Source organism: Rhizobium sp. 42MFCr.1, from assembly GCF_000377185.1.
GTDB classification, from domain to species: domain Bacteria; phylum Pseudomonadota; class Alphaproteobacteria; order Rhizobiales; family Rhizobiaceae; genus Rhizobium; species Rhizobium altiplani.
Genome location: NZ_KB897827.1, coordinates 88,788 through 115,682, shown reverse-complemented (window position 1 = coordinate 115,682; position 26,895 = coordinate 88,788). Strand labels below are relative to the sequence as shown.

26 protein-coding genes and 2 tRNA genes are annotated in these 26,895 nt (G+C 59.5%); 25 read left to right on the top strand and 3 right to left on the bottom strand.

What is annotated here, in order from left to right; all coding sequences use genetic code 11:
- Positions 1–89 precede the first annotated feature (89 nt).
- Positions 90–1,136: a GGDEF domain-containing protein gene (locus C934_RS0112540; protein ID WP_018857060.1), complete on the bottom strand. Its 1,047-nt coding sequence runs from the start codon at positions 1,134–1,136 to the stop codon at positions 90–92.
- Positions 1,137–1,679: 543 nt separating this feature from the next.
- Between C934_RS0112540 and C934_RS0112535 the strand changes: the two genes are divergently transcribed.
- The 25 genes from C934_RS0112535 (at position 1,680) to C934_RS0112415 (ending at position 25,542) form a co-directional block, all read left to right on the top strand.
- A tRNA-Asp gene (locus C934_RS0112535) sits at positions 1,680–1,756 on the top strand.
- A gap of 52 nt (positions 1,757–1,808) precedes the next feature.
- Positions 1,809–1,885 (top strand) — tRNA-Asp (locus tag C934_RS0112530).
- A gap of 314 nt (positions 1,886–2,199) precedes the next feature.
- Positions 2,200–2,565: an NADH-quinone oxidoreductase subunit A gene (locus C934_RS0112525; RefSeq protein ID WP_018857059.1), complete on the top strand. Its 366-nt coding sequence runs from the start codon at positions 2,200–2,202 to the stop codon at positions 2,563–2,565.
- A complete protein-coding gene (locus C934_RS0112520; protein WP_018857058.1) occupies positions 2,556–3,140 on the top strand; it encodes a NuoB/complex I 20 kDa subunit family protein in 585 nt (194 codons plus the stop codon). The genes C934_RS0112525 and C934_RS0112520 overlap by 10 nt, the downstream gene beginning before the upstream one ends.
- 15 nt (positions 3,141–3,155) lie before the next feature.
- A complete protein-coding gene (locus tag C934_RS0112515) occupies positions 3,156–3,758 on the top strand; it encodes an NADH-quinone oxidoreductase subunit C (RefSeq protein WP_018857057.1) in 603 nt (200 codons plus the stop codon).
- 73 nt (positions 3,759–3,831) lie between these two features.
- The gene (locus tag C934_RS0112510; RefSeq protein ID WP_025659947.1) at positions 3,832–5,022 is read left to right on the top strand and encodes an NADH-quinone oxidoreductase subunit D; all 1,191 of its coding nucleotides are present in this window, start codon (positions 3,832–3,834) and stop codon (positions 5,020–5,022) included.
- On the top strand, positions 5,022–5,294 hold the full coding sequence (locus C934_RS0112505; RefSeq protein ID WP_018857055.1) for a hypothetical protein: 273 nt from the start codon (positions 5,022–5,024) through the stop codon (positions 5,292–5,294). The genes C934_RS0112510 and C934_RS0112505 overlap by 1 nt, the downstream gene beginning before the upstream one ends.
- Before the next feature lie 16 nt (positions 5,295–5,310).
- Positions 5,311–6,447, top strand: a complete 1,137-nt coding sequence (locus C934_RS0112500; protein ID WP_018857054.1) for an NADH-quinone oxidoreductase subunit E — start codon at positions 5,311–5,313, stop codon at positions 6,445–6,447.
- A gap of 10 nt (positions 6,448–6,457) precedes the next feature.
- Entirely contained in the window at positions 6,458–7,762 is a 1,305-nt protein-coding gene (gene nuoF / locus C934_RS0112495) for an NADH-quinone oxidoreductase subunit NuoF (protein ID WP_018857053.1), read from the top strand.
- 4 nt (positions 7,763–7,766) lie between these two features.
- Positions 7,767–8,390 carry a 5' DNA nuclease gene (locus C934_RS0112490; RefSeq protein ID WP_018857052.1) on the top strand — a complete coding sequence of 208 codons (624 nt, stop codon included), beginning with the start codon at positions 7,767–7,769 and terminating at the stop codon, positions 8,388–8,390.
- A gap of 219 nt (positions 8,391–8,609) precedes the next feature.
- Positions 8,610–10,691 carry an NADH-quinone oxidoreductase subunit NuoG gene (gene nuoG, locus C934_RS0112485; RefSeq protein WP_018857051.1) on the top strand — a complete coding sequence of 694 codons (2,082 nt, stop codon included), beginning with the start codon at positions 8,610–8,612 and terminating at the stop codon, positions 10,689–10,691.
- 12 nt (positions 10,692–10,703) lie between these two features.
- Positions 10,704–11,747 carry an NADH-quinone oxidoreductase subunit NuoH gene (nuoH, locus tag C934_RS0112480; protein WP_018857050.1) on the top strand — a complete coding sequence of 348 codons (1,044 nt, stop codon included), beginning with the start codon at positions 10,704–10,706 and terminating at the stop codon, positions 11,745–11,747.
- Positions 11,748–11,787: 40 nt separating this feature from the next.
- Entirely contained in the window at positions 11,788–12,279 is a 492-nt protein-coding gene (gene nuoI / locus C934_RS0112475) for an NADH-quinone oxidoreductase subunit NuoI (RefSeq protein WP_007789671.1), read from the top strand.
- A 141-nt stretch (positions 12,280–12,420) separates the two neighbouring features.
- Positions 12,421–13,035 (top strand): NADH-quinone oxidoreductase subunit J, encoded by a 615-nt coding sequence (locus C934_RS0112470; RefSeq protein WP_018857049.1) that lies wholly within the window; start codon positions 12,421–12,423, stop codon positions 13,033–13,035.
- A gap of 29 nt (positions 13,036–13,064) precedes the next feature.
- On the top strand, positions 13,065–13,373 hold the full coding sequence (gene nuoK / locus C934_RS0112465; protein ID WP_007531803.1) for an NADH-quinone oxidoreductase subunit NuoK: 309 nt from the start codon (positions 13,065–13,067) through the stop codon (positions 13,371–13,373).
- 7 nt (positions 13,374–13,380) lie between these two features.
- Complete coding sequence (gene nuoL / locus C934_RS0112460; protein WP_018857048.1) at positions 13,381–15,381, top strand: NADH-quinone oxidoreductase subunit L; 2,001 nt, start codon at positions 13,381–13,383, stop codon at positions 15,379–15,381.
- A complete protein-coding gene (locus C934_RS0112455; RefSeq protein ID WP_018857047.1) occupies positions 15,381–16,892 on the top strand; it encodes an NADH-quinone oxidoreductase subunit M in 1,512 nt (503 codons plus the stop codon). The genes nuoL and C934_RS0112455 overlap by 1 nt, the downstream gene beginning before the upstream one ends.
- 18 nt (positions 16,893–16,910) lie before the next feature.
- Positions 16,911–18,356, top strand: coding sequence for an NADH-quinone oxidoreductase subunit NuoN (gene nuoN / locus C934_RS0112450; protein WP_018857046.1), 1,446 nt, complete (start codon positions 16,911–16,913; stop codon positions 18,354–18,356).
- Positions 18,356–19,120 (top strand): biotin--[acetyl-CoA-carboxylase] ligase, encoded by a 765-nt coding sequence (locus C934_RS0112445; RefSeq protein ID WP_018857045.1) that lies wholly within the window; start codon positions 18,356–18,358, stop codon positions 19,118–19,120. The genes nuoN and C934_RS0112445 overlap by 1 nt, the downstream gene beginning before the upstream one ends.
- A gap of 17 nt (positions 19,121–19,137) precedes the next feature.
- Positions 19,138–20,808 (top strand): ribonuclease J, encoded by a 1,671-nt coding sequence (locus C934_RS0112440; protein WP_018857044.1) that lies wholly within the window; start codon positions 19,138–19,140, stop codon positions 20,806–20,808.
- A gap of 3 nt (positions 20,809–20,811) precedes the next feature.
- The gene (gene mce, locus C934_RS0112435) at positions 20,812–21,216 is read left to right on the top strand and encodes a methylmalonyl-CoA epimerase (protein ID WP_018857043.1); all 405 of its coding nucleotides are present in this window, start codon (positions 20,812–20,814) and stop codon (positions 21,214–21,216) included.
- 124 nt (positions 21,217–21,340) lie between these two features.
- On the top strand, positions 21,341–21,622 hold the full coding sequence (locus C934_RS0112430) for a DUF1467 family protein (RefSeq protein ID WP_018857042.1): 282 nt from the start codon (positions 21,341–21,343) through the stop codon (positions 21,620–21,622).
- A gap of 575 nt (positions 21,623–22,197) precedes the next feature.
- The gene (gene proS / locus C934_RS0112425) at positions 22,198–23,520 is read left to right on the top strand and encodes a proline--tRNA ligase (protein ID WP_018857041.1); all 1,323 of its coding nucleotides are present in this window, start codon (positions 22,198–22,200) and stop codon (positions 23,518–23,520) included.
- A gap of 16 nt (positions 23,521–23,536) precedes the next feature.
- The gene (locus C934_RS0112420; protein ID WP_018857040.1) at positions 23,537–24,844 is read left to right on the top strand and encodes a lipoprotein-releasing ABC transporter permease subunit; all 1,308 of its coding nucleotides are present in this window, start codon (positions 23,537–23,539) and stop codon (positions 24,842–24,844) included.
- A 14-nt stretch (positions 24,845–24,858) separates the two neighbouring features.
- A complete protein-coding gene (locus C934_RS0112415; protein ID WP_018857039.1) occupies positions 24,859–25,542 on the top strand; it encodes an ABC transporter ATP-binding protein in 684 nt (227 codons plus the stop codon).
- On the opposite strand, the gene C934_RS0112410 is transcribed toward C934_RS0112415, so the two are convergent.
- Positions 25,543–26,007, bottom strand: a complete 465-nt coding sequence (locus C934_RS0112410; protein ID WP_018857038.1) for a DUF5680 domain-containing protein — start codon at positions 26,005–26,007, stop codon at positions 25,543–25,545.
- A 68-nt stretch (positions 26,008–26,075) separates the two neighbouring features.
- On the bottom strand, positions 26,076–26,660 hold the full coding sequence (locus C934_RS0112405; RefSeq protein WP_018857037.1) for a hypothetical protein: 585 nt from the start codon (positions 26,658–26,660) through the stop codon (positions 26,076–26,078).
- Positions 26,661–26,895: the final 235 nt, after the last annotated feature.

Sequence of the window (26,895 nt, the reverse complement as noted above, 5' to 3'; positions counted from 1 at the left end):
GCGAAACGACCTTATAGCCATCCCTCAGCAACCTTGGCTAGGCTTTATCGGACGAACAACGTGCGACACCGTTGGCCGCGATGCAAAGTCTAACGATAGATCAGCCAATCCTTGGGTACAGTCGCGACATTGGTCACGCCGTGCACGGAAACGCTGTCTCCGCCCGATGCCTTCGCCATGCCAAGCGCCTGTTCGGCAAAGGCCATCAGGGAATCGGCTGTGCGTGCCTGCTTGGACATGCATATCCCCACGGCCAGCGACAGAACCGCCGCCTGTTTGCCAGTTACCGGGTGTGCAACGGAAATTCCCTTCAAGCGATCGCGAAGCCGGTCGACAAGCCGCATGATCTCGGATTCGTCGGCGGTCCGGAAAACGAAGCCGAAACGGCCGCGGTCGAATCGGCAGGCAACATCCTCCTTGCCGAACACAGCGCGGATCAATTCACCCGTTTTCTTCAGAACAGGCTCGATGAGATTCGGAATGCTCGCGATTGTCTCGTAGTTGTCGATGTCCGCAAACGCGATTCCACACAGGTCCGGCAGGCCTGCCTTCTCATAGATTCTCGCGAGCTCCTTGTTGAATACCCGGCGATTGCCCAATCCGGTCACGGGATCGGTGAATCTTGCGGCGTTCGCGGCGGCCGCCTCCCGCTGCACCTCTTCGAGCTTCTGCGATTTTTCGACAACCTTCGAGGCGAGCATGGCGCTGTGTGCCGCGTGTGCGTGCGTTGCAGAACTCACCGATTGGAGCGAATGGGTGAGGGCACCCTTGTCGCTTAGATCGTTACTGTCGAATATCCGCGCAGCCTGGTTGATGACACTGCCGTAGCGCGAGAGCGCCGACTTCTCCTCGTCGAGCAAGGAAAGGATGCTTTGCAGCTCTTGCTGTACTTGGCTCGAGCGTGCTTCAAGCAGACCGGCCTCGAAATGATGCGGCAGATACCGGCGGCCAAGTCGATCCAGGGCCTCCTGCGTCTTTATCGCGCCGAGCGACCTGATCTCGCGAGCGAGATCAGGCGCGTTGCCGGTCATCGCCTCGAATATAAGCTCATAATTCCTTGGCAGGCCCTCGATGCCTAGTTGCTGCAGAATCGTTGCAACGCGAAAGGCGAGATTCGTAGATGTGTTAGGCTGCACCAGATGCTCTCCGACGTGACGCTGCGTTATCGTCAACGAATTGCACCTGGGGCGGTGACCCCGATGCACTTTCGTCGAGGTAGGCAAGATATGCTGTGAATCTCGGCGGCCTTCATCGGGTTTGCCGAGGGCATGAGGCAGGGGTGATAAAGCGCCGCTGACGCATCATGCGTAAGCGGCAAAGCAACTTAGAGGAATGTTATCTACCGAGCTCAATTAAAACGAGGTAAATTAGTGTTTGCGGCCCCAGCTTTGGGCGAGAAACGTGGTGGCACGGCCAAATGCGTAAACCGGACACCGCTGGCAGGCGGGGCGGGCGTCAGGGACAGGTGGTTATTTCCGCGTGGCTCTAAAGGCACGTCTTTAATAATGCTCTGAATTTTCCCGGAGAACTTGGCTCGCTAAAAACAATTCGCGGACTGTCATCGTTTTGTCTCCAAAGCTGCTTGACACTCAAATGCGAACCCCTTAGTTAGCCGCTCATCGAAGCGGCGAAGCTGCTTTGACACGGACGCGAAAGCTTCCGGATCGCTTGAAATGAATGCGGGTGTAGCTCAGTCGGTTAGAGTGCCGGCCTGTCACGCCGGAGGTCGCGGGTTCGAGCCCCGTCACTCGCGCCATTTCAAGAAAGGCGCTGCATAGTGCTTGATCCGGTCTTTTTGTCCATGATGCGCGGGTGTAGCTCAGTCGGTTAGAGTGCCGGCCTGTCACGCCGGAGGTCGCGGGTTCGAGCCCCGTCACTCGCGCCATTCTCCTTCTCTATATTGACGTCTAGGTGGTCGCCGATTTCGCTGTTATCGCTCTGCTGCGACTTTGTCTTTTGCCGTTAGCCATGCAATATCCGACGGGCTGGCATGCAGTCTGAATCAACTTGTGTGGATTTGTCGCGACATCATTGCATCTGCTTGATAATGTCGCGCCTCGACAGTCGAATTGGTGCTCTAAAAGTCTTGCGCCGTGGCCCCGGCTGCGCTAACCACGGCTCTGTTGCAACGCACGTTCGCTTGCCGGGCAATTGCCCAGGTGCGCCGCCTGGCGCAGCCCGCAAGCAGGGAAGAACCTGATGACTGGACTGCTCAGTTCCTATATTCCGATCGCTATCTTCATTGCTATCGCCCTTGTGATCGGCCTGGCGCTTCTGATTGCGCCGTTTGCCGTTGCCTTCAAGGCGCCTGATTCGGAAAAGCTTTCGGCCTTCGAGTGCGGCTTCAACGCATTCGATGACGCTCGCATGAAGTTCGATATCCGCTTCTATCTGGTGTCGATCCTCTTCATCATCTTCGACCTCGAAGTGGCCTTCCTCTTTCCGTGGGCCGTTTCGTTCGGCGCGATCGGCTGGTTCGGCTTCTGGTCCATGATGGTCTTCCTCGGCGTGCTGACCATCGGCTTTATCTATGAATGGAAAAAGGGAGCCCTGGAATGGGAGTAGCCCCAAGCGACAAGGCGCTCGTCGCGCCGCACCCGAAAGGCATCATTGATCCCGCAACGGGCAAGCCGATCGGCAGCGACAGCGCCTTCTTCGGCGAAATCAACGATGAGTTGGCAGACAAGGGCTTCCTCGTTACGTCGACCCGCGATCTGATTACCTGGGCCCGCACCGGCTCGCTGATGTGGATGCAGTTCGGTCTCGCCTGCTGTGCCGTTGAAGGCCTGATGCAGGTCTCCGGTCCGCGTTACGACATGGAGCGCTTCGGCGTTGCTCCGCGCGCCTCGCCGCGCCAGTCCGACGTCATGATCGTTGCCGGCACGCTGACCAACAAGATGGCGCCTGCGCTCCGCAAGGTGTACGACCAGATGCCTGAGCCGCGTTACGTCATTTCGATGGGCTCCTGCGCCAACGGCGGCGGCTACTATCATTATTCATATTCGGTCGTGCGTGGCTGCGACCGTGTCGTTCCTGTCGATATCTACGTGCCGGGCTGTCCCCCCACGGCGGAAGCGCTGCTCTACGGGGTGCTGCTTCTGCAGAAGAAGATCCGTCGAACCGGAACGATTGAGCGCTAAGGGCGGAGGACTGTCATGAGTGAAGCCTTGAGCGAACTGTCCTCGTATCTCCGGGAGATGCGTGGTGATCTCTTTCTCGATGCATCCATCAGCTATGACGAGCTGAACGTAACTGCGACGCCGGAAACGATTCTGGCGCTGCTGACGTTCCTGCGCGACGACGCACGTTGCGGCTTTATTAGCATGATCGATATCTGCGGTGTCGACTGGCCGCAGCGCGAAAAGCGTTTCGATGTCGTTTATCACCTACTGTCGCCGAAGCAGAACCTGCGCATCCGCATCAAGGTTGCTGTGGCTGACGGCGAGTCCGTGCCGTCGGCAACCGCGGTTTACAAGGGTGCCGAGTGGTTCGAGCGTGAAGCCTGGGACATGTACGGCATTCCGTTCTCCGGCCATGCCGACCTGCGCCGTCTTCTCACCGATTACGGCTTTGAAGGACATCCGCTGCGCAAGGACTTCCCGACGACTGGCTACGTCGAAGTGCGTTATGACGATGCCGCCAAGCGTGTCGTCTACGAACCCGTCGAGCTGAAGCAGGAATTCCGCAATTTCGACTTCATGTCCCCTTGGGAAGGCACCGAATATGTGCTGCCGGGAGACGAGAAGGCGGCGAAGTAAAGATGAGGCTCGGATTTCTTGAAGCCTCTTTATTTGCCGTCTCATGCCAATTGCCAGCGCGGAGCGCGTCGCTATGACTGAACATAACGTTCGCAATTTTACGATCAATTTCGGACCGGAACACCCGTCCGCGCACGGTGTTCTGCGTCTCGTGCTCGAACTCGATGGCGAAATCATCGAGCGCGTCGATCCGCACATCGGCCTGCTGCACCGCGGCACCGAGAAGCTGATCGAGACGAAGACCTACCTGCAGGCCGTCCCTTATTTCGACCGTCTCGACTACGTCGCGCCGATGAATCAGGAACACGCTTTCGCGCTCGCTGTCGAAAAGATGCTGAAGCTCGAAATTCCGATTCGCGGTCAGCTGATTCGAGTTCTGTACTCCGAAATTGGCCGAATCTTGTCTCACATCATGAACGTGACGACCCAGGCCATGGACGTCGGCGCGATGACGCCGCCGGTCTGGGGCTTCGAAGAGCGCGAAAAGCTGATGGTGTTCTATGAGCGCGCCTGCGGCGCCCGTATGCACTCGGCCTATTTCCGTCCGGGCGGCGTCCATCAGGATCTCCCGCCGGAGCTGGTCGAGGATATCGGCAAGTGGTGCGATCCGTTCCTGAAGATCCTCGACGATATCGAAGGCCTGCTCACGGACAACCGCATCTTCAAGCAGCGTAACGTCGATATTGGCGTCGTGTCGCTGGCGGATGCCTGGTCATGGGGCTTCTCGGGCGTGATGGTTCGCGGTTCCGGCGCCGCTTGGGACCTGCGCCGCTCGCAACCTTACGAATGCTATTCCGATCTCGAATTCGACATTCCGATCGGGAAGAACGGCGACTGCTACGACCGCTACCTGATCCGCATGATCGAGATGCGCCAGTCGGTTCGCATCATGAAGCAGTGCGTCGAGCGCCTGATGGGCAGCGCCAAGACCGGCCCTGTGTCGTCGATCGACGGTAAGGTCGTGCCGCCGAAGCGCGGCGAGATGAAGCGTTCGATGGAAGCGCTCATCCACCACTTCAAGCTCTACACCGAAGGGTATCACGTGCCGGCCGGCGAAGTGTACGCGGCCGTCGAAGCGCCGAAGGGCGAATTCGGCGTGTACGTTGTCGCCGATGGCAGCAACAAGCCGTACCGCTGCAAGATCCGTGCACCGGGTTACGCCCACCTGCAGGCGATGGACTTCCTCTGCAAGGGTCACATGCTCGCTGACGTGACGGCCGTGCTCGGCTCGCTCGACATCGTGTTCGGCGAGGTGGACCGCTGATGAAGCTGCTGCCGCTTGCCACCATCGCTCTTTTCACTGCCTCCGGAGCTTTCGCCCAGGAGGTTGGGGGAATGGGTCCAAAGCTGGGCCAGAGCGAGGTGCAGCCGCCGGCAGAAAAAGCCTCCATGGGCGAGCTTTTGTCCAAGGGCTATGAAATCAAGGCTGCCGTTCCGAATGGCGGCAAGTTCGTTGTGTTTTTGCAAAAAGACCAGTCGGCCTACGCTTGCGAGATGAAGTCTCTGACGGCATCGCAGTGTGGGACCCTAAACTGACAAGGCGTGAGGAAGAATGTCCGTTCGTCGATTAGCCGAAGATCAATTCCAGCCTGCCGCGTTCGCCTTCAATGACGAGAACGCGGTTTGGGCGGAAAAGACGATCAAGAAATATCCCGCAGGCCGTCAGCAATCCGCGGTCATCCCGCTGTTGATGCGGGCGCAGGAACAGGATGGTTGGGTCACCCGCGCCGCGATCGAAAAGGTCGCCGACATGCTCGACATGGCCTATATCCGCGTTCTCGAAGTTGCGACTTTCTACACGCAGTTCCAGCTGAACCCGGTCGGCACGCGCGCCCACATCCAGGTGTGCGGCACGACGCCTTGCATGCTGCGCGGTTCGGAAAGCCTGATGGCCGTTTGCAAGAGCAAGATCCATCATCACCCCTTCGAACGTAACGCTGAAGGGACGCTCTCTTGGGAAGAAGTCGAATGTCTCGGGGCCTGCGTTAACGCGCCCATGGTGATGATCGGCAAGGATACCTACGAGGACCTGACGCCGGAACGTCTCGAAGAGATCATTGATACCTTCGAAGCCGGCAATGGCGCCAGCATCACGCCCGGCCCGCAGATTGATCGTCACTTCTCCTCCCCCGAGGGTGGTCCGACGACGCTCGTAGCCGATGAGCCGAAGGCCAAGAGGGTTTCCGCCAAGAAGGCTGTCGAGGACGCCGCGACGGCAACCGTTGACGCAGCCCCGGTTCCCCCGTCTGAGGCCGCACGTGCAAAGAGCACCGACGCCGAGACCAATGCTGCGCTGAAGACGCCGGCCACCGCGCCGAAGGCGGCCGCGAAGAACGTCAAGGCTGTCGAAGAGCAGCCGGCGCCGGCGACGGCCGCACAGGCCGCTGCTACTGGCAAGCCCTCCCTCAGCGACAAGAACCGCCCGGCGGGCATCGAGAAGCCCGCGACGCCTGACGATCTGAAGATGATCTCCGGCGTCGGCCCGAAGATCGAGGCGACACTGCATGAGATCGGCATCTTCACCTTCGCGCAGGTCGCGGGCTGGAAGAAGGCTGAGCGCGAATGGGTCGACGGATACCTGAATTTCAAGGGCCGCATCGAGCGCGACGACTGGGTCAAGCAGGCCAAGGCGCTCGCCAAGGGCGGCGAAGCCGAATACATTAAAGTCTTCGGTAAGAAGCCGCGGTAAGGGGTGAAGCATGTTACAAGATAAAGACCGCATCTTTACCAACATCTACGGCCTCAAGGATAAGTCTCTGAAGGGCGCGATGAGCCGCGGCCACTGGGACGGCACCAAGCAGATCCTCGAAAAGGGTCGCGATTGGATCATCAACGAGATGAAGGCTTCGGGTCTTCGCGGCCGTGGCGGCGCAGGCTTCCCGACCGGGCTCAAGTGGTCCTTCATGCCGAAGGAAAGCGATGGTCGTCCGCACTACCTCGTCGTCAATGCCGACGAGTCCGAGCCCGGAACCTGCAAAGACCGCGACATCATGCGCCACGATCCGCATACGCTGATCGAAGGCTGCGTTATCGCGAGTTTCGCTATGGGTGCGAACGCTGCCTACATCTACGTTCGCGGCGAATACATCCGCGAGCGTGAAGCGCTGCAGGCGGCAATCGACGAGTGCTATGACTACGGCCTGCTCGGCAAGAACAACAAGCTGGGCTGGGACATGGACATCTTCGTCCATCACGGTGCTGGCGCCTACATCTGCGGCGAAGAAACCGCGCTGCTCGAAAGCCTGGAAGGCAAGAAGGGTCAGCCGCGCCTGAAGCCGCCGTTCCCGGCAAACATGGGTCTCTACGGTTGCCCGACGACGGTCAACAACGTCGAGTCGATCGCCGTTGCTCCGACCATCCTGCGTCGTGGCGCTGGCTGGTTTTCGTCGATCGGTCGCCCGAACAACGTCGGCACCAAGCTGTTCATGCTTTCCGGCCACGTCAACAAGCCGTGCACGGTCGAAGAAGAAATGGGCATCACGTTCCGTGAGCTGGTCGATCGCCATGCCGGCGGCATCCGCGGCGGTTGGGATAACCTGCTCGCGGTTATTCCGGGCGGCGCATCGTGCCCGATCGTTCCGGCCAAGGACATCATCGACTGCCCGATGGATTTCGACGGCCTGCGCGCTGTCGGCTCGTCCTTCGGTACCGCGGCTGCGATCGTCATGGACAAGTCCACCGACGTCATCAAGGCTATCGCCCGCATCTCGGCCTTCTTCAAGCACGAGAGCTGCGGCCAGTGCACGCCGTGCCGCGAAGGCACCGGCTGGATGTGGCGCGTGATGGAGCGCATGGCCAAGGGCAATGCCCAGAAGCGCGAAATCGACATGCTGTTCCAGGTCACCAAGCAGATCGAGGGCCATACCATCTGTGCGCTCGGCGATGCGGCCGCATGGCCGGTGCAGGGTCTGATCCGCAACTTCCGTCATGAGATCGAAGCGCGCATCGACCAGTATACCGCAAGCGCACTGGATCACGGTGCGGTTCTCGAGGCGGCAGAGTAAGCTGATGACGAAGGCGTCCGACAGCATAGGCAAGGAAGGAGCGGCTGATTTCTCGGCCGACTTCGGCCGTCTTGCTGCCGAGATGCTGGAGAACGCCCGCGCGCTTCCGGTGCCGCCTGTGATGGTCAACCCGGCTGCGGCAATGGCGGCGGCCACGGCGATCGGCTTCGGCTTTTCGACGCAGATGGCGGGCGCTTTTTTCGGCGCGCTGCAGGGCGCGCTCGATGCAACGAGCAAGCTTGCAGCAGTTCTCGACGAAACGCCGCCCGACGAAGGTAAGCCGCACGTCGAGATCCGGCCGGAGAACGTTCGTCCGGCGCCTGCCAGGAAAGCTGCAGAGAAGGTCAAGCTGTCTGTCGTTCCAGCAGAGCCGGTCGCAAAGCCCGCGGCGAAGCCCGCTTCGCGCGCTCGCAGGGCTGACGATCTGAAGCAGATTTCCGGCATCGGTCCGAAGATCGAGCAGGTGTTGAATAGCAAGGGTATTCGCTCCTTTGCCGTCATCGCCGGCTGGTCGGACGAGGACGCGGCGAGGATCGACGCAGAGCTTGGGTTTGATGGGCGGATCGCTCGTGATGGTTGGGTGGGCCAAGCCAAGGCCCTGGTCGCCAAGGGGCGAAAGCGGAAGTGAATTTTCGGCCGAATAGGCCGGAGCAAGGTCAAGGCTGAAGAGTGAAAGGGCAGGGGCCCGACACTATTGAGGCCCGAGGCTGATCCCGGGTCTCGGGATTGGCGGAGAATTTGAGCGACACCGATGCCAACGGGATAAGAATCCGGCCTGGCAGCGAAACTGTTGCAAAGTGGGTTTGTTTGCCGCCATCCGGCAAACGGAAAACAGGACTGAGTGACGATGGCAAAACTGAAGATTGACGGCAACGAGATCGAGGTTCCGGATCATTACACCCTCATTCAGGCGTGTGAGGAAGCCGGTGCTGAAGTTCCGCGCTTCTGCTTCCATGAGCGCCTTTCGGTTGCCGGCAACTGCCGCATGTGCCTCGTTGAGGTAAAGGGTGGTCCGCCGAAGCCGCAGGCATCTTGCGCCATGGGCGTGCGCGATATCCGCGGCGGCCCGAATGGCGAACTTCCTGAGGTCTTCACCAACACGCCGATGGTCAAAAAGGCCCGCGAAGGCGTGATGGAGTTCCTGCTGATCAACCATCCGCTCGATTGCCCGATCTGCGACCAGGGCGGCGAATGCGACCTGCAGGACCAGGCAATGGCCTTCGGTATCGACAGCTCGCGCTATCAGGAAGACAAGCGCGCCGTCGAAGACAAGTACATCGGACCGCTCGTCAAGACGGTCATGAACCGCTGCATTCACTGCACGCGCTGCGTTCGCTTCACGACCGAAGTTGCCGGCATCTCCGAACTCGGCCTGATCGGTCGCGGCGAGGACGCCGAAATCACCACCTATCTCGAGCAGGCGATGACCTCCGAGCTGCAGGGCAACGTCGTTGACCTCTGCCCGGTCGGTGCGCTGACCTCCAAGCCCTTCGCCTTCACGGCCCGTCCGTGGGAGCTGAACAAGACCGAATCGATCGACGTCATGGACGCCCTCGGTTCTGCGATCCGCGTCGATACGCGTGGCCGTGAAGTCATGCGCGTGCTGCCGCGCGTCAACGACCAGATCAATGAAGAGTGGATCTCCGACAAGAGCCGCTACATCTGGGACGGCCTGAAGACGCAGCGTATCGACCGCCCATACGTTCGCAAGGATGGCCGCCTGCAGCCTGCGACTTGGGGCGAAGCCTTTGGCGCGATCAAGGCCGCCGTTGCCGCAACCAGCGGTGAGAAGGTCGGCGCGATTGCCGGCGACCTCGCATCCGTCGAAGAAATGTACGCTCTGTCGGAACTCGTGAAGTCGCTCGGTTCCGAGAACCTCGACTGTCGCCAGGATGGGACGGCACTTGATCCGTCGCTCGGCCGCGCAAGCTACATCTTCAATCCGACGATCGAAGGCATCGAACAGGCCGACGCGCTGCTGATCATCGGCGCGAACCCGCGCTTCGAAGCCGCCGTTCTCAACGCTCGCATTCGCAAGCGCTGGCGTCGCGGCAACTTCCCGATCGGCGTGATCGGTGAAGCTGGCGAACTACGCTACGACTATGAATATCTCGGCGCTGGCCCGGATACGCTGAAGGACCTCGCCGACGGCAACCACGCTTTCGCGAAGGTTCTGACGGATGCCAAGAAGCCGATGATCCTCACCGGCCAGGGCGCACTGTCGCGCACCGATGGTGCTGGCGTTCTCGCAACTGCCGCAAAGCTTGCCGGCACGGTGGGCGCGGTCGTCGAAGGCTGGAACGGCTTTGCCGTGCTCCACACCGCGGCATCGCGCGTCGGCGGCCTCGATCTCGGCTTCGTTCCGGGCGCAAAGGGCGTCAACGCTGCAGAAATGCTGTCGTCGATGGACGTTCTCTTCCTGCTTGGCGCCGATGAGCTTGATTTCACGGCCAAGAAGGCAAAGCTGACTGTTTACATCGGCTCGCACGGCGACAACGGCGCCCACAATGCCGACGTCATCCTGCCAGCCGCTGCCTACACCGAAAAGTCCGGCATTTGGGTCAACACCGAGGGTCGCGTCCAGATGGGCAATCGCGCTGGCTTCGCACCGGGCGACGCCCGCGAAGACTGGGCGATCCTGCGTGCGCTTTCCGACGTGCTCGGCAAGAAGCTTCCGTTTGATTCGCTTAGCGAACTGCGCGCAAGGCTCTATGCGGCCTTCCCGCATTTCGCAGCGCTTGACGAGATCGCCGAAAGCGACAGCGCCAAAATTGCCGCAGTAGCGAAAAAAGCCGGCAAGATGAACAAATCCGGGTTTGCGTCGCCGGTCAAAGACTTCTATTTGACGAACCCGATCGCGCGCGCTTCGGCAGTGATGGCCGAGTGCTCGGCATTGGCCCGCAACAACTTCAAAGTCGCGGCAGAGTAAGGGCAGGGGACTATGGATTCGTTTGTTTCAACTTATGTCTTGCCCGGCCTTCTCATGGTCGGTCAGTCGCTTCTTCTCCTCGTCTGCCTGCTCGTCTTCATCGCCTACATCCTGTTGGCCGACCGCAAGGTCTGGGCAGCAGTACAGCTCCGTCGTGGTCCGAATGTGGTGGGTCCGTGGGGCCTTTTCCAGTCCTTCGCGGATCTTTTGAAGTTCGTCTTCAAGGAGCCGGTGATCCCGGCTGGCGCCAACAAGGCAGTCTTCCTGCTGGCGCCGCTCGTGACCGTGCTGCTGGCTCTGTCCACCTGGGCCGTCGTGCCGCTGGCGGATGGCTGGGTCATCGCCAACATCAACGTCGGTATCCTCTACATCTTCGCGATTTCATCGCTTGAAGTGTACGGCATCATCATGGGCGGTTGGGCCTCCAACTCGAAGTACCCGTTCCTTGGCGCACTCCGCTCCGCGGCACAGATGGTTTCCTACGAAGTCTCCATCGGCTTCGTTATCGTCACCGTTCTGCTCTGCGTAGGTTCGCTGAACCTGACGGATATCGTCCATGCACAGCAGACCGGCCTCGGCACGCGCCTGGGTCTCCCGGCGTCGTTCCTCGACTGGCATTGGCTGGCGCTGTTCCCGATGTTCATCGTCTTCTTCATTTCCGCGCTTGCCGAAACGAACCGCCCACCTTTCGATCTTCCGGAAGCGGAATCGGAACTCGTCGCCGGCTTCATGGTCGAATACGGTTCCTCGCTCTACATGATGTTCATGCTCGGCGAATATGCGGCCATCGTTCTGATGTGCTCGTTGACGACGATCCTGTTCCTCGGGGGCTGGCTGCCGCCAGTCGACGTATGGTTCCTGAACTGGGTCCCTGGTGTCATCTGGTTTACGCTGAAGTCGTGCCTGGTGTTCTTCATGTTTGCGATGGTGAAGGCATTTGTCCCGCGCTATCGCTACGACCAACTGATGCGCCTCGGCTGGAAGGTCTTCCTTCCGCTGTCGCTTGCCATGGTCGTTATCGTTGCATTCGTGCTGAAGCTGACGGGTTGGGCATGATCGTGCCGGCCCTCGTTTCAAGCAATATTGGAGGTTGAAGATGGCAGGCTTGTCCAACGCGGTCAGCTCGCTGTTCCTGAAGGAATTCGTCAGTGCGTTCTGGCTGACCTTCCGGTACATTTTTAAGCAGAAGGCAACGATCAATTACCCCTTCGAGAAGGGACCGGTCAGCCCGCGCTTCCGCGGCGAACACGCACTGCGTCGTTATCCGAACGGCGAAGAGCGCTGCATCGCCTGCAAGCTCTGCGAGGCGATCTGTCCTGCCCAGGCGATTACCATCGAAGCCGGCCCCCGCCGCAACGATGGCACGCGCCGCACGGTTCGTTACGACATCGACATGGTGAAGTGCATCTACTGCGGCTTCTGCCAGGAGGCATGCCCTGTCGATGCGATCGTCGAAGGTCCGAATTTCGAATTTGCAACGGAAACCCGCGAAGAACTTTACTTCGACAAGGCGCGGCTTCTGGAGAACGGCGACCGGTGGGAGCGCGAAATCGCGCGCAACATCGCACTGGACGCGCCGTACCGTTGATCGGAATTGAAATGCCGGAGTGCCGCCCCTTGCGCGGCTTCCGGTCAACATGCACCGAGGCTTTGCTGGATCTTTCCGCGCGAAGCTTCATCGGGCAGGGAAACTCCCGGCTGCCCGGGGGAAGATGAAAAAGGCACCAACATGGGTCTGCAGGCTCTATTTTTCTATCTTTTCGCCTTTGTCGCGGTAGCGTCGGCGTTCATGGTCATCTGGTCGAAGAATCCGGTTCATTCGGTTCTCTTCCTGATCCTGGTTTTCTTCAATGCGGCCGGCCTCTTCCTGCTGCTGGGCGCCGAATTCCTGGCGATGATCCTGCTCGTCGTTTATGTCGGCGCCGTGGCCGTTCTCTTCCTCTTCGTGGTCATGATGCTCGACATCGACTTCACGGAGTTGCGCGCCGGCGTTCTCGAATATGCGCCGATCGGTGCGATCATCGGCCTGATCCTCGCGGCTGAGCTGATCGTCGTTGTGGGTGGTAGCGTAATCTCGCCGGAAATCGCCAAGTCGGTGGCAATGCCGATCCCGGCGCTGACAGAGCGCACCAACACCGCCGCACTCGGCGACGTGCTCTATACGAATTACGTCTACTTCTTCCAGATCGCTGGTCTGGTGCTGCTCGTCGCAATGATCGGTGCGATCGTGCTGACGCTCAAGCATCGCCAGAACATCAAGCGACAGAATATCGCCAATCAGGTTGCCCGCAATCCTAAGACCGCCGTCGAGGTGGTCAAGGTGAAGCCGGGACAGGGCGTTTGAAGCAGGCGCGAGCTTAAGGAACAAATACAATGGTCATCGGACTTTCCCATTACCTGACGGTCAGCGCCATCCTCTTCACGCTCGGCGTCTTCGGTATCTTCCTGAACCGGAAGAACATCATCGTTATCCTGATGTCGATCGAGCTCATTCTGCTTGCGGTCAACATCAACATGGTCGCCTTCTCGTCGTTCCTGAACGACATCGTCGGCCAGGTTTTCGCATTGTTCATTCTGACCGTTGCTGCGGCTGAAGCGGCTATCGGTCTTGCAATTCTCGTCGTCTTCTACCGCAACCGCGGCTCGATCGGCGTTGAAGACGTCAATATGATGAAGGGCTGATAAGGCTATGTTTTTATATAAGGCTATCGTCTTTCTTCCCCTGATTGGCGCGATCATCGCAGGCCTCTTCGGCCGCGCGATCGGCGCCAAGGCATCGGAATACGTTACCTGCGGCCTGATGATCATCGCTGCGGTGCTGTCGTGGTATGTCTTCATGACCATCGGCATGGGCCACCACGAAGGCGGCCCGATCAAGGTCGAAGTGCTGCGCTGGATCCAGTCCGGCGGCATCGACGTATCCTGGTCGCTACGCGTCGATACGCTCACCTCCGTCATGCTGATCGTCGTCAACACGGTCTCGACCCTGGTGCACGTCTATTCGATCGGATACATGCATCATGATCCGCATCGTCCGCGTTTCTTCGCCTATCTCTCGCTCTTCACCTTCGCCATGCTGATGCTGGTGACGGCCGACAATCTGGCCCAGATGTTCTTCGGCTGGGAAGGCGTTGGTCTGGCGTCCTATCTGCTCATCGGCTTCTGGTTCAAGAAGCCGTCGGCAAACGCCGCTGCGATCAAGGCGTTCGTGGTCAACCGCGTCGGCGACTTTGGCTTCATCCTCGGCATTGCGAGCCTGTTCGTGCTCTTCGGCGCGATCAACCTCGACACCATCTTTGCGAACGCTGCGAGCTTTGCCCCGGGCGAAGCCGGCGGTGAGGGCGGAGAGGTCGTTCTCAACCTCTTCGGCATGCACCTCGACAAGGCACACGCACTGACCGGCGCCTGCCTGCTGCTCTTCATGGGCGCGATGGGTAAGTCGGCACAGTTCCTGCTGCACACCTGGCTGCCGGATGCCATGGAAGGCCCGACACCGGTGTCGGCACTCATCCATGCTGCAACGATGGTTACCGCAGGCGTCTTCCTCGTCGCCCGCATGTCGCCGCTGTTTGAGCTTTCGCCGGATGCGCTCGTCTTCGTAACGACGATCGGTGCGATCACGGCCTTCTTCGCAGCAACCGTTGGCCTCGTGCAGAACGACATCAAGCGTGTCATCGCTTACTCGACCTGCTCGCAGCTCGGCTACATGTTCGTTGCTCTCGGCGTCGGTGCTTATGGCGCGGCCATCTTCCACCTGTTCACGCACGCCTTCTTCAAGGCTCTGCTGTTCCTTGGCGCCGGCTCGGTGATCCACGCCGTCGATGGCGAGCAGGACATGCGTTACATGGGTGGCCTGCGGAAGCACATTCCGGTGACCTTCTGGATGATGACGATCGGCACGCTGGCACTGACCGGCGTCGGCATTCCGTTCACGCCGTTTGGTTTTGCCGGCTTCTTCTCGAAGGACGTCATCATTGAAGCCGCTTACGCGTCGCATTCACCGGTCGCAGGTTTCGCCTTCACGCTTCTGGTCATCGCTGCGCTGTTCACGAGCTTCTATTCCTGGCGTCTGGCGTTCCTGACCTTCTTTGGTCAGCCGCGCGCCTCGCACGAAGTAATGCACCACGTGCATGAATCTCCCCAGGTCATGCTCGTGCCGCTCTATATTCTTGCCGCTGGCGCGGTTCTCGCAGGCGTTCTCTTCGAGGGTCGCTTCTACGGCGAGGAATATGCCGAGTTCTGGAAGGGCGCGCTCTTCACCTCCGAGCACAACGAACTGCTGGAAGAATTCCATCACGTTCCGGCCTGGGTTGGCCTCAGCCCGTTCATCGCCATGCTCGTTGGCTTCGTCACCGCCTGGTACATGTACATCAAGTCGCCATCGACGCCGCGCGTTCTCGCTCAGCAGCACCGCGTCCTGTACCAGTTCCTCTTGAACAAGTGGTACTTCGACGAACTCTACGACTTCCTCTTCGTCCGCAGCGCCAAGGCCCTTGGCCGCTTCCTGTGGAAGAAGGGTGATGTCGGCGTCATCGACGCCTACGGCCCGGATGGCGTCGCCGCGCGCGTCGTCGATGTTACCAACCGCGTCGTCCGTCTGCAGACGGGCTACCTCTATCACTATGCGTTCGCCATGCTGATCGGTGTCGCAGCGCTCGTTACCTGGATGATGCTCGGGAGTTCCTTCTGATGACCGATTGGCCTATTCTTTCAACGGTCACCTTCCTGCCGCTCGTCGGCGTGGTGCTCCTGCTGCTGATGAATGAAAACGGTCCGAGTGGCCGCCGCAACGTGCTCAACATTTCGCTGATCACGACGGTCGTGACTTTTGTCCTTTCGCTCCTCATCTGGATCGGCTTCGACAATGCGAACCCCGGTTTCCAGATGGTCGAGAAGCACAACTGGCTCGGCACCGGCATCAGCTATCATCTCGGCGTTGACGGGATCTCGATGCTTTTCGTGATCCTGACGACCTTCCTCATGCCTTTCTGCGTGCTGGCGAGCTGGCTGTCGATCGAGAAGCGCCTCAAGGACTACATGATCGCCTTCCTGATCCTGGAAGTGATGATGGTCGGCGTCTTCGTTTCGCTCGATATCGTTCTCTTCTACGTGTTCTTCGAAGCCGGCCTAATCCCGATGTTCCTCATCATTGGCGTTTGGGGCGGCAAGGATCGCGTCTACGCCAGCTACAAGTTCTTCCTCTACACGCTGCTCGGCTCCGTTCTGATGCTGCTTGCCATCATGGCGATGTACTGGCAGGCCGGCACGACGGATATTCCGGCGCTGCTCGCCTATAAGTTCCCGCCGCAGATGCAGACTTGGCTCTGGCTTGCCTTCTTCGCGTCTTTCGCGGTGAAGATGCCGATGTGGCCTGTTCACACGTGGCTTCCGGACGCGCACGTTCAGGCGCCGACGGCCGGCTCGGTCATTCTGGCAGGCGTGCTTCTGAAGCTCGGTGGCTACGGCCTGATCCGCTTCTCGCTCGGGATGTTCCCGGTTGCCTCCGAGTTCTTCGCACCGCTCGTCTTCGCTTTGTCGGTCATTGCCATCATCTACACCTCGCTGGTGGCGCTGATGCAGGACGACATGAAGAAGCTGATTGCCTATTCGTCGGTCGCCCACATGGGTTACGTGACAATGGGTATCTTTGCGGCCAACGCGCAGGGTTTGCAGGGCTCGATCTTCCAGATGCTGTCGCACGGCATCGTCTCCGGCGCTCTCTTCCTTTGCGTCGGTGTGATTTACGACCGAACCCATACCCGCGAGATTGCGGCCTATGGCGGCCTGGTCAACAACATGCCGAAATACGCTGTTGCGATGATGGTCTTCACGATGGCGAACGTCGGCCTGCCGGGCACCTCGGGCTTCGTCGGCGAATTCCTGACCCTGATCGGCGTCTTCCGCGTCAACACCTGGGTCGCACTCTTCGCCGCGACGGGCGTTATCCTCTCCGCCGCCTATGCGCTCTGGCTCTATCGCCGGGTCATCTTCGGCGCGCTGGAGAAGGAAAAGCTCAAAGCGCTGCTCGACCTCTCTCGGCGTGAACAGCTGATCCTCTATCCGCTGATCGCACTGACCATCTTCTTCGGCGTCTATCCGGCTCCGGTCTTCGATGTGACCGCTGCATCGGTTGACCAGCTGATCCATAGCTATACAGCCGCAGTCCAGGCAGCGCAGGACGTTGCGCTGTCGATGAAATGATGACGGGACTTTTGGGACATGACCTCTGAAACTATTCTCGCAAGCCTGCATCTTTCCATACCGGAGCTGATCCTCGCGGTCGGCGCCCTCGCGTTGTTGATGATCGGCGTCTTCTCGGGAGAGCGCTCCGGCCGTATGGTCAGCGTTCTCGCGATAATCGTGCTGGCCGCTGCTGCGCTCTGGCTGATCTTCCTTCCGAGCGAAGGCGTTGCCTATGGCGGCGTCTTCCTGTCGGACGGCTTCGGCCGCTTCATGAAGATCACCGCGCTGGTCGGATCGATTACGGCGCTCTTCATGTCGCTGGGGCTTGCCAAGGAAAATCAGCTCGACAAGTTCGAGTTTCCGGTGCTGCTCGTGCTCTGCACACTGGGCATTCTGCTGATGATTTCGGCCAACGATCTCATCTCGCTTTATCTCGGCCTCGAACTGCAGTCGCTGGCAATCTATGTCGTCGCTGCGATCAACCGCGACAGCGTCAAGTCCACTGAAGCCGGCCTGAAGTACTTCGTGCTCGGCGCGCTGTCCTCGGGCATGCTGCTCTACGGCATGTCGCTGGTCTACGGCTTCACCGGTCACACGCAATTCGCTGCAATCGCTCAGGCCCTGACTGTCGAAGGTGCTCGTTCGCTTGGCCTCGTCTTCGGCCTCGTGTTCATCCTGGCCGGTATCGCCTTCAAGATCTCCGCTGTTCCATTCCATATGTGGACGCCGGACGTTTACGAAGGCGCTCCGACCCCGGTCACCGCTTTCCTTGCCAGCGCTCCCAAGGTCGCGGCAATGGCGATGTTGACCCGCATTGTAATCACTGCCTTCCAGCCGGTCGTGGCTGACTGGCAGCAGGTCGTGGTCTTCATTTCGATCGCTTCCATGCTGCTCGGCTCCTTCGCCGCAATCGGTCAGCGGAACATCAAGCGACTGATGGCCTATTCGTCGATCGGTCACATGGGTTACGCATTGGTTGGCCTTGCTGCAGGCAATCAGACCGGCGTCTCGGGCGTCATGCTGTACATGGTCATCTACATGGTCATGACGCTCGGCAGCTTTGCGATCATCATGTCGATGCGCCGCAAGGACGGCACGGTTGTCGAGGAAGTCAACGACTTGGCTGGCCTGTCGACTACCAATCCGTTCATGGCGACGGTACTGACCATCCTGATGTTCTCGCTGGCAGGCATTCCTCCGCTCGCAGGCTTCTTCGCGAAGTACTTCGTGTTTGTCGCTGCGATCGAGGCGAAGCTCTACGCTCTTGCGATCATCGGCGTTCTTGCATCGGTTGTCGGCGCTTACTACTACCTGCGCGTCATCAAGCTGATGTGGTTCGATGAAGCCACGGGCGAGTTCGCTCGCGTTTCGGGCTCGCTCCGTCTTGTCTTTGGTCTCTCCGGCCTCTTCGTTCTCGCCTATGTCATCATCGGCGGTCCGATTGGCGGTGCGGCCGAGCTTGCAGCTGCGACACTCTTTTGATGAACTCCGAGGCACGGCGCCGGATATCGCTCGACGATTTCAGGCACGAGGCTCTGCCGGAGACGTCGTCCACGAACAGTGAATGCCTTGCCCGTGCGCGGGCAGGGGACCGCGGTCACCTCTGGATCACGGCGGAAAAACAGACCGGCGGCCGTGGCCGCCGGGGACGCCCCTGGGTTTCAGAGCGGGGCAATCTCTACGCCTCGCTTCTTCTCATCGATCCGGCGCCCATGGAGCGCCTCGGCTCGCTGCCGTTGGCAATTGCCGTCGCCGTGCATCAGGCCGTTCGCCGTGTGCTCCCGCATACGGCCGAGCCGCTGGAAGTGAAGTGGCCGAACGATATCCTGATCGGACGCAAGAAGACTTGTGGCATTCTCGTGGAAGGCGAAGCCCTGTCGGAGGGACGCCATGCGCTCGTCATAGGCATCGGTATCAACGTCGCATTCATGCCTGACAACCCGCTCTATCCGGTGACCTGCCTGCGTGAGCAAGGGAGCTCTGCTTCCCCCGAAGAGGTTTTCGCCCATCTTTTTGCATCGATGGCCGAAGTCCTGGAAGCATGGGATCGGGGCCGCGGCGTGCGCGAAATCACGGAACGCTGGCGCCAGGTCGCCTGCGGCATTGGCGAAAAGATAACGGTGAACCTGCCGGACCGGTCGATTTCCGGCCACTTCGCCGGAATTGATGATAATGGCCTGTTGATGCTCGATATTGGCGCAGGCAGGATGATGACGATTGCCGCCGGCGACGTCTTCTTTGGTTGATTGGAAAAAAGAATAATATGGCGAAGCAGGACGAATTGGTATTTCTGCCGTTGGGTGGCGTTGGCGAGATTGGAATGAATCTCGCCCTCTACGGCTACGGCCCACCGACCCACCGCCAGTGGATCATGGTTGACTGCGGCGTTACCTTCCCGGGGCTTGATCTGCCAGGTGTCGATCTTGTGCTGCCGGACATTCGTTATCTCGCCACCGAGCGCAAGAGCCTGAAGGCGATCTTCATCACGCATGCGCACGAGGACCACTACGGCGCGCTCGCCGATCTATGGCCCGGTCTCAATGTGCCGGTCTATGCCTCTAGCTTTACGGCTGGCCTGCTCGAGGCGAAGCGCAACTTTGAAAAGTCGGCCATCGGGGAGATCCCGGTGACATTGTTTACGGCGGGCGACACCGTCAATGCCGGCCCCTTCAGCGTCGAAGGCGTGGCGGTCAACCACTCCATTCCCGAGCCGATGTCGCTGGTGATCCGCACGCCACTCGGCAATGTGATCCATACCGGCGACTGGAAGATCGACCATGAGCCGTCGCTCGGTCCGCTGACGGACGAGACCCGTTTTCGCCAGCTTGGCGATGAAGGCGTTCTGGCGTTGATGTGCGATTCCACGAATGCCCTGCGGGATGGTGTATCGCCATCCGAGAAGGACGTCTCCGAGAGCCTGCGCAAGATCATCGAGAACGCCGAGGGCCGCGTTGCGGTGACGACGTTCTCATCGAACGTCGGCCGTATCCGAACGGTAGCCGAGGCGGCCGAGGCTGAGGGCCGCGAGGTACTACTGCTTGGCAGTTCGCTCAAGCGCGTGGTCGACGTTTCCCGCGATATCGGCCTGATGGAGGGCATCAAGCCGTTCATTTCCGAGGAGGAATACGGTTACGTCCCACGCGACAAGGTTGTCGTCATTCTGACCGGTAGCCAGGGTGAGCCACGCGCGGCCCTTGCGAAGCTGTCGCGTGACGAGATGCGCAACGTGGCGCTTGCAGCAGGCGATATCGTCGTATTTTCCTCCCGCGCCATCCCGGGCAACGAGAAGGCGATCCAGGACATCAAGAACGGCCTCATCGAGCAGGGTGTCCATGTCATCACCGACAACGAAGCCCTTGTTCACGTTTCCGGACATCCGCGCCGCAACGAGCTGCAGAAGATGTATGAGCTGACGCGGCCGAAGATCGTCGTGCCGGTGCACGGCGAGGCGACGCACCTGACGGCGCACAAGGAACTGGCGGAGCAATCCGGCATCCCGATCGTGCCGCGCGTGCGCAACGGCGACATTCTTCGTCTGGCACCAGGACCAGTCGAGGTTATCGACGAGGCGCCGCACGGCCGTATCTATAAGGACGGCTCGCTCATCGGGGATTTCGACGAGATGGGCATTGGCGAGCGCAAGAAGCTCTCCTATGTCGGCCACGTTGCCGTCAACGTCGTGATCGACAGCCGCTACGATATCGTCGGCGATCCGGACCTCGTTGCGATCGGTCTGCCTGTCTACGACGACGAGGGCGACGATATGGAAGATACGCTTTACGACGCTGCTGTCGGCGCCATCGAGAGCATACCGCGGGCACGCCGGAAGGATCTCGACCTGCTGCAGGAGTCGGTCCGCCGTGCGATCCGCGCAACCGCAAACCAGACCTGGGGCAAAAAGCCTGTGGTCACGGTCTTTGTTACGAAGGTCTGACCCATGCTCGGCCGGGTCAACCATGTCGCCATCGCCGTTCCGGACCTTGCGGCCGCAACGGCCGCCTACCGGGGCACGCTCGGCGCAACTGTCTCTGCCCCGCAGGCTCTGCCGGAGCACGGCGTCACAGTCGTCTTCGTGGAGCTGCCGAATACCAAGGTCGAACTGCTGGAGCCGCTGGGAGCGGACTCGCCGATCGCTGCTTTCCTGGAGAAGAACCCATCTGGAGGAATGCACCATATCTGCTACGAAGTTGCCGACATCCTCGCCGCTCGCGACCAACTGGTGCAAGGTGGTGCAAGAGTGCTCGGCAATGGTGAGCCGAAGATCGGCGCCCATGGAAAGCCGGTGCTCTTTCTGCATCCGAAGGATTTTTTCGGCACCCTGATCGAGCTGGAGCAGGTCTGAGCGGGCTGCGGCAGAGTGACCGAGACGCGGCAAAAACCGTCATTGGGGTCCGAACCGGCTTTGAGTTAACGGACATTTCGGCTTATAAGCACCGCAGTCGCAGAGAGCCTAGCGGGACAATTCGATGCTGCAGATATTTCTACAGGGCTTTGCCGTCTACTTTATCGTCTGGTGGATCACGCTCTTTGCCGTCCTGCCGATTGGCCTGCGCACGCAAGCGGAAGATAACGATATCGTGTTGGGGACCGTACACAGCGCCCCGAGCCGGTTTCGGCCGGTATTCGTCTTTTCGATGACGACGATCATCTCGGCTGTCATCTACGGGCTCTGGTATATCGCTTCGAATTACTTCGGTTGGGGTTTCGACGCCCTGCCGCAGATTGGCCCATCGTTCTCAAACGTTTAGGGCGTTTGCCCAGTTTTTGGGCGGATACAGATATTCGCTGTCACACACATGTCATGAAGTTGCGGCATGCAGTTGCCGTAACGGCAGGCGAGGCCTCACGCAACGGCAGCGAGGGGCTCGGATGGCAGAACGTGGTTGAGAAAAGCCAAAAAAAAACAAGGCTGAAAGCCTTGTTTTAAGTATCGCGTGATCCTTATCCGTTGCCGGGGCTGCGACGAGCGCGCCTAAGATCTGATCCTCCCAAGACTTGACCGCGAAATCGGCAGGAATTTAGCTCCCTGCCTGTTTTGTGGGCTAAAGCTAGCTCAAAGAATGGGCTTTGTCATCAGGTTTTTTTGCATTTTTGCTACACTCCAGCAAATTTTTTCTGTTCATAAGAATATCGTACAAACCATTATAATTTCGCCTTTTTCTTACTTTGTCTGCTTTGCGGGTGCGAACTTGCTTTAACGGCAGACCGCTTCAGCCCGCGGCGGGTTTCTTTCCTTTCGCGAAGCAGCTATGAACGCTGCCAATATTTGTGATCCGCCTTCGATTCCGCGACATGCGGTGTCTCAACAGTTCTGGAATTCGCCATGCGCCTGTCTCGCTATTTCATGCCCATCCTTAAGGAAAATCCCAAGGAGGCGGAAATCGTCTCTCATCGGCTGATGCTGCGCGCCGGCATGATCCGGCAGCAGTCGCAGGGCATCTATTCCTGGCTGCCCCTCGGCAAGCGCGTTCTCGACAAGGTCAACAACATCATCCGCGAGGAGCAGAATCGCGCCGGCGCGATCGAACTGTCGATGCCGACGCTGCAGTCCGCCGAGCTCTGGCAGGAAAGCGGTCGCTACGACGCCTATGGCAAGGAGATGCTGCGCATCACGGACCGCCAGGATCGCCCGATGCTGTACGGCCCGACGAACGAGGAAATGGTCACGGATATCTTCCGGTCCTACGTGAAGTCCTACAAGAGCCTGCCGCTCAACCTGTATCACATCCAGCTGAAGTTCCGCGACGAGATCCGCCCGCGCTTCGGTACCATGCGCTCGCGTGAATTCATGATGAAGGACGCCTATTCCTTCGATCTGACTCGCGAAGGTGCGGAGCATTCCTACAACAAGATGTTCACCGCCTATCTGCGGACGTTCGATCGCCTCGGCCTGCGTGCGATCCCGATGCGTGCAGACACTGGTCCGATCGGTGGCAATCTCAGCCACGAATTCATCATCCTGGCCGACACCGGCGAATCCGAAGTGTTCTGCCACAAGGACTTCGTGAACTTCGATATCCCGGCTGAAGGCACCGACTTCGACAGCGTCGAGGGCCTGAAGGCTGTTTTCGACAAGTGGACGTCGCTTTATGCCGCCACATCGGAGATGCACGACGAAGCGGCGTTCAACGCCGTTCCGGAAGGCGAGCGTCTCTCTGCGCGCGGCATTGAAGTGGGTCATATCTTCTACTTCGGCACGAAGTATTCCGAGCCGATGGGCGCGAAAGTGCAAGGTCCTGATGGCAAGGAACATACGGTCCACATGGGTTCCTACGGGATTGGCCCGACCCGCCTTGTTCCCGCCATCATCGAAGCATCGCATGATGAGAACGGAATCATCTGGCCGGCGTCGGTAGCGCCGTTCGATGCGGTCGTGATCAACATGAAGGCCGGTGATGCGGCGTGCGATGCAGCCTGCGAGAAGATCTATGCGGCGCTCTCGAATGCCGGCAAGGACGTCCTCTACGATGATACGGACGATCGCGCCGGAACGAAATTTGCGACCGCCGACCTGATCGGTGTTCCGCTGCAGATCATCGCCGGCCCGCGTGCGGTCGCGAGCGGCGAAGTCGAAGTGAAGGACCGCAAAACGGGCGCCCGCGAAACGATGACCATCGACGCGGCGATCAACAAGCTCTTGGGCTAAGAAGGCGGGAGGCAGGATGGCAGATGTAGCGGTGAGCCAGCAGGGTTCTAAATCCGGCTCGGCGCCGGCCAGCCGGCCATTTTCCGCCTTCGAACGGCTTGTGGCGTGGCGCTATCTGCGCGCCCGCCGCAAGGAGGCGTTCATTTCGGTGATCGCCGGTTTCTCCTTCATCGGCATCATGCTCGGCGTTGCGACGCTGATCATCGTCATGGCTGTCATGAACGGCTTCCGTACGGAGCTGATCTCCCGCATTCTGGGCATCAACGGTCACATGATCGTTCAGCCCGTCGATACTCCGTTCACGGACTATCCGGCGTTGACCGACAAGCTTGCCGGCGTGCCGGGCATTAAGCTTGCGCTGCCGCTGGTCGAGGGCCAGACATTGGCCTCAGGTCAGGGCGGTGCGGGCACGGGCGCGCTGGTACGCGGCATCCGACCTGAAGACCTGGAAAAGGTGAAGACCGTCTCCGGTAATATCAAGTCCGGTGATCTGGTCGGTTTTGCCGCCGGGCAGGGCGTGTTGATCGGTTCGGGCATGGCTGCCCAACTCGGCCTCCAGGCAGGCGACAACATTACGCTGATATCACCGGAAGGTGACGTCACACCGATGGGCGTCAATCCGCGGGTGAAGTCCTACAAGGTCTCCGGCATTTTCGAGATCGGCATGTCGGAATACGACGCGACGATCATCTACATGCCGCTTGAGGAAGCGCAGCTCTATTTCAATGCCGAGGGCCTGGTTCAATCCATCGAGCTTTTCGTCGACAATCCCGACGACATTGACAATATGCGGCCGAAGGTCGAGGCCGCAGCCGGTCGGCAAATTGCGATTACCGACTGGCGCCAACGCAACCAGACCTTCTTCTCGGCGCTCGAGGTTGAACGGAACGTGATGTTCATGATCCTGACGCTCATCGTCCTCGTTGCGGCGCTGAACATCATTTCCGGCCTCATCATGCTGGTGAAGGACAAGGGCAGCGATATCGCGATCCTGCGCACGATGGGCGCGAGCTCTGGCGCGATCATGCGCATCTTCTTCATGACCGGTGCGGCGATCGGTGTCGTCGGAACGATAGCCGGTGTCCTGCTTGGTGTCGTTGTCTGTATCAATATCGAGAAAATCCGCGAGTTCTTTTCTTGGGTTTCCGGCACGGTGCTGTTCGACCCGCAACTCTACTTCCTCAGCCAGCTGCCTGCGGAAATGAGTATGAGAGAGACGCTTTCAGTTGTGATCATGGCGCTGACCCTGTCCTTCCTCGCCACCATCTTCCCGGCATGGCGAGCCTCCAAGCTCGATCCCGTGCAGGCCCTGCGCTACGAATAAGGAATGCTCTCTTCATGAAGCGGAATACCGTTCTCAAGCTTTCCGGTGTCGAGCGCCACTATGGTCAGGGCGAGACGCTGCTCTCGATCCTCAAGGGTGCGGACTTCACGCTGAACAGCGGCGAAATCGTCGCCCTTGTCGCGCCGTCAGGCACAGGCAAGTCGACGCTTCTACATATTGCCGGCCTGCTTGAGCACCCCGATGGCGGCGAGGTGATCATCAACGGAAAGGCCTGCGATGGTTTGCCGGACGATAAGCGCACCGCGATTCGCCGCAGCGAAATCGGCTTCGTCTATCAATTCCACCATCTGCTGCCGGAATTTTCCGCGATCGAGAATATCATGATGCCGCAGATGATCGCAGGGCTGCCGCGTAAGGAAGCGAAGGAGCGAGCCGGCCAGCTGCTCGATTATATGCGCATAGGCCATCGCGGCGCGCATCGCCCCGGAGAGCTTTCCGGTGGCGAGCAGCAGCGTGTGGCGATTGCGCGTGCCGTCGCGAATGCGCCAAGCCTGCTGCTGGCGGACGAGCCGACTGGCAACCTTGATCCTGAAACGGCAAGCTATGTCTTTGACGCGCTTGAAGCGCTGGTGCGTCAATCAGGCCTGGCGGCGCTGATCGCGACCCACAATCACGAACTCGCCGGGCGCATGGACCGCCGCGTGACTATCGCCGACGGCAAGGTCGTGGATTTCTGATTAGGGGTGGATGAGACCGCCACGGTAGTCCAATTCGTAGGCTCTGCGCTCGTTCACGACGATCACTTCGCGACCGCTGAAATGGCTGCAGTCCCCTATGCTTTGATCGGCATAGTAACCGAAGGCGTGCTCGAACTCCATGCCGCCGAGGAAGCGCCGATATTCGGCATACATTTTTGACAGTGCAGCCTTGATCACCGTTCCCGCCCGTTCTCCGTCGATCAGCGAATGCTCGACGATGCGTCCGAAGTAGTTCATCGCCCAGACCGGTTCGCTCTCCAGCCAGACCACTTCTTGCCCGGCGAAATCTGCGCCGCCGAAATAGCTGTCGAGATAGCGCCAGGCGCCGCGCTGATATCCGATGTCGCGCGATCCTGTCCGGCAGGCGGGCACAGGGCTTCCGCCACCGACATAGGTATTCGCCTTCGCCTCGACGATGAAACTGTTCAATGCGACAATATCCATGGCGTTCCCTCCGCTCGACAGCGTCTCAACAACGCTATTAAATGTAAAGAACAAAATAAGAACAAGCCTCACGGTCCGCAGATCGTTTGTCCAGTGTCGTCGTTCCACTCAGCGATCGGGAGGACACGTGGCTCGGCTTTGACATCCTTGCCATCCTTCTGCAGCTTGCCGGTCAGTGCATTGTAGTCGCAGGAGCCGGCGGCATTGGGGTCGAGCGTGTCGTAGTGGTTGTAGGTATAGCCGGCAACGATGAACTGCTTGTTCCGATAGGCCATCGTCAGCGTCTGGTCCCAGCGATCGCGCCCGATCGCGCTGTTCTGTGAGTGTACGGCGATGGAGGATTTGCCGACGGCCTTCAACGACGGTTCCTGTCCGAAGACGCCGTCCGCATTGGTGCTGCCCCAGATCTTGTTTGGTGCGGCCAGCGAAAGCCGCAGAAGTTCGTGGTCGCTGTCACGAAGATAGAGGTAGATGCCGATTTGATCATAGTTGGCGCCCTCCTCGGGAGCAACCAGCAGCGCGAGGTCCGCACGCCCATCGCCATCCCAATCCCCCGTCGCCGCGTCGACGATCCGCGTGGGATCGATTTGCTCGGCTCGAGCGGTAAACGCCGCCGATAGAGCCAATCCAGCAATTAATACAAACTTAAACATGCTTTTCTCCCATCGCCATGCGGTCAGCAAAACGGAAAAGAATCCTGTTGACAATAGAACAATAGCGGAACAAATTGAAAACATAAGAGAACAGGAGAGCCAAATGACTGACTTGATCCGTGATATCGCAGCATTCACCTCCATCGCAATGTTCGTTGCCAGCTTCTCGCTTATCTGCATGGCAATGTAAGAATTCCGGGGACCGCATGGCTGCCATGCGGTCCGAGCGCAGCCC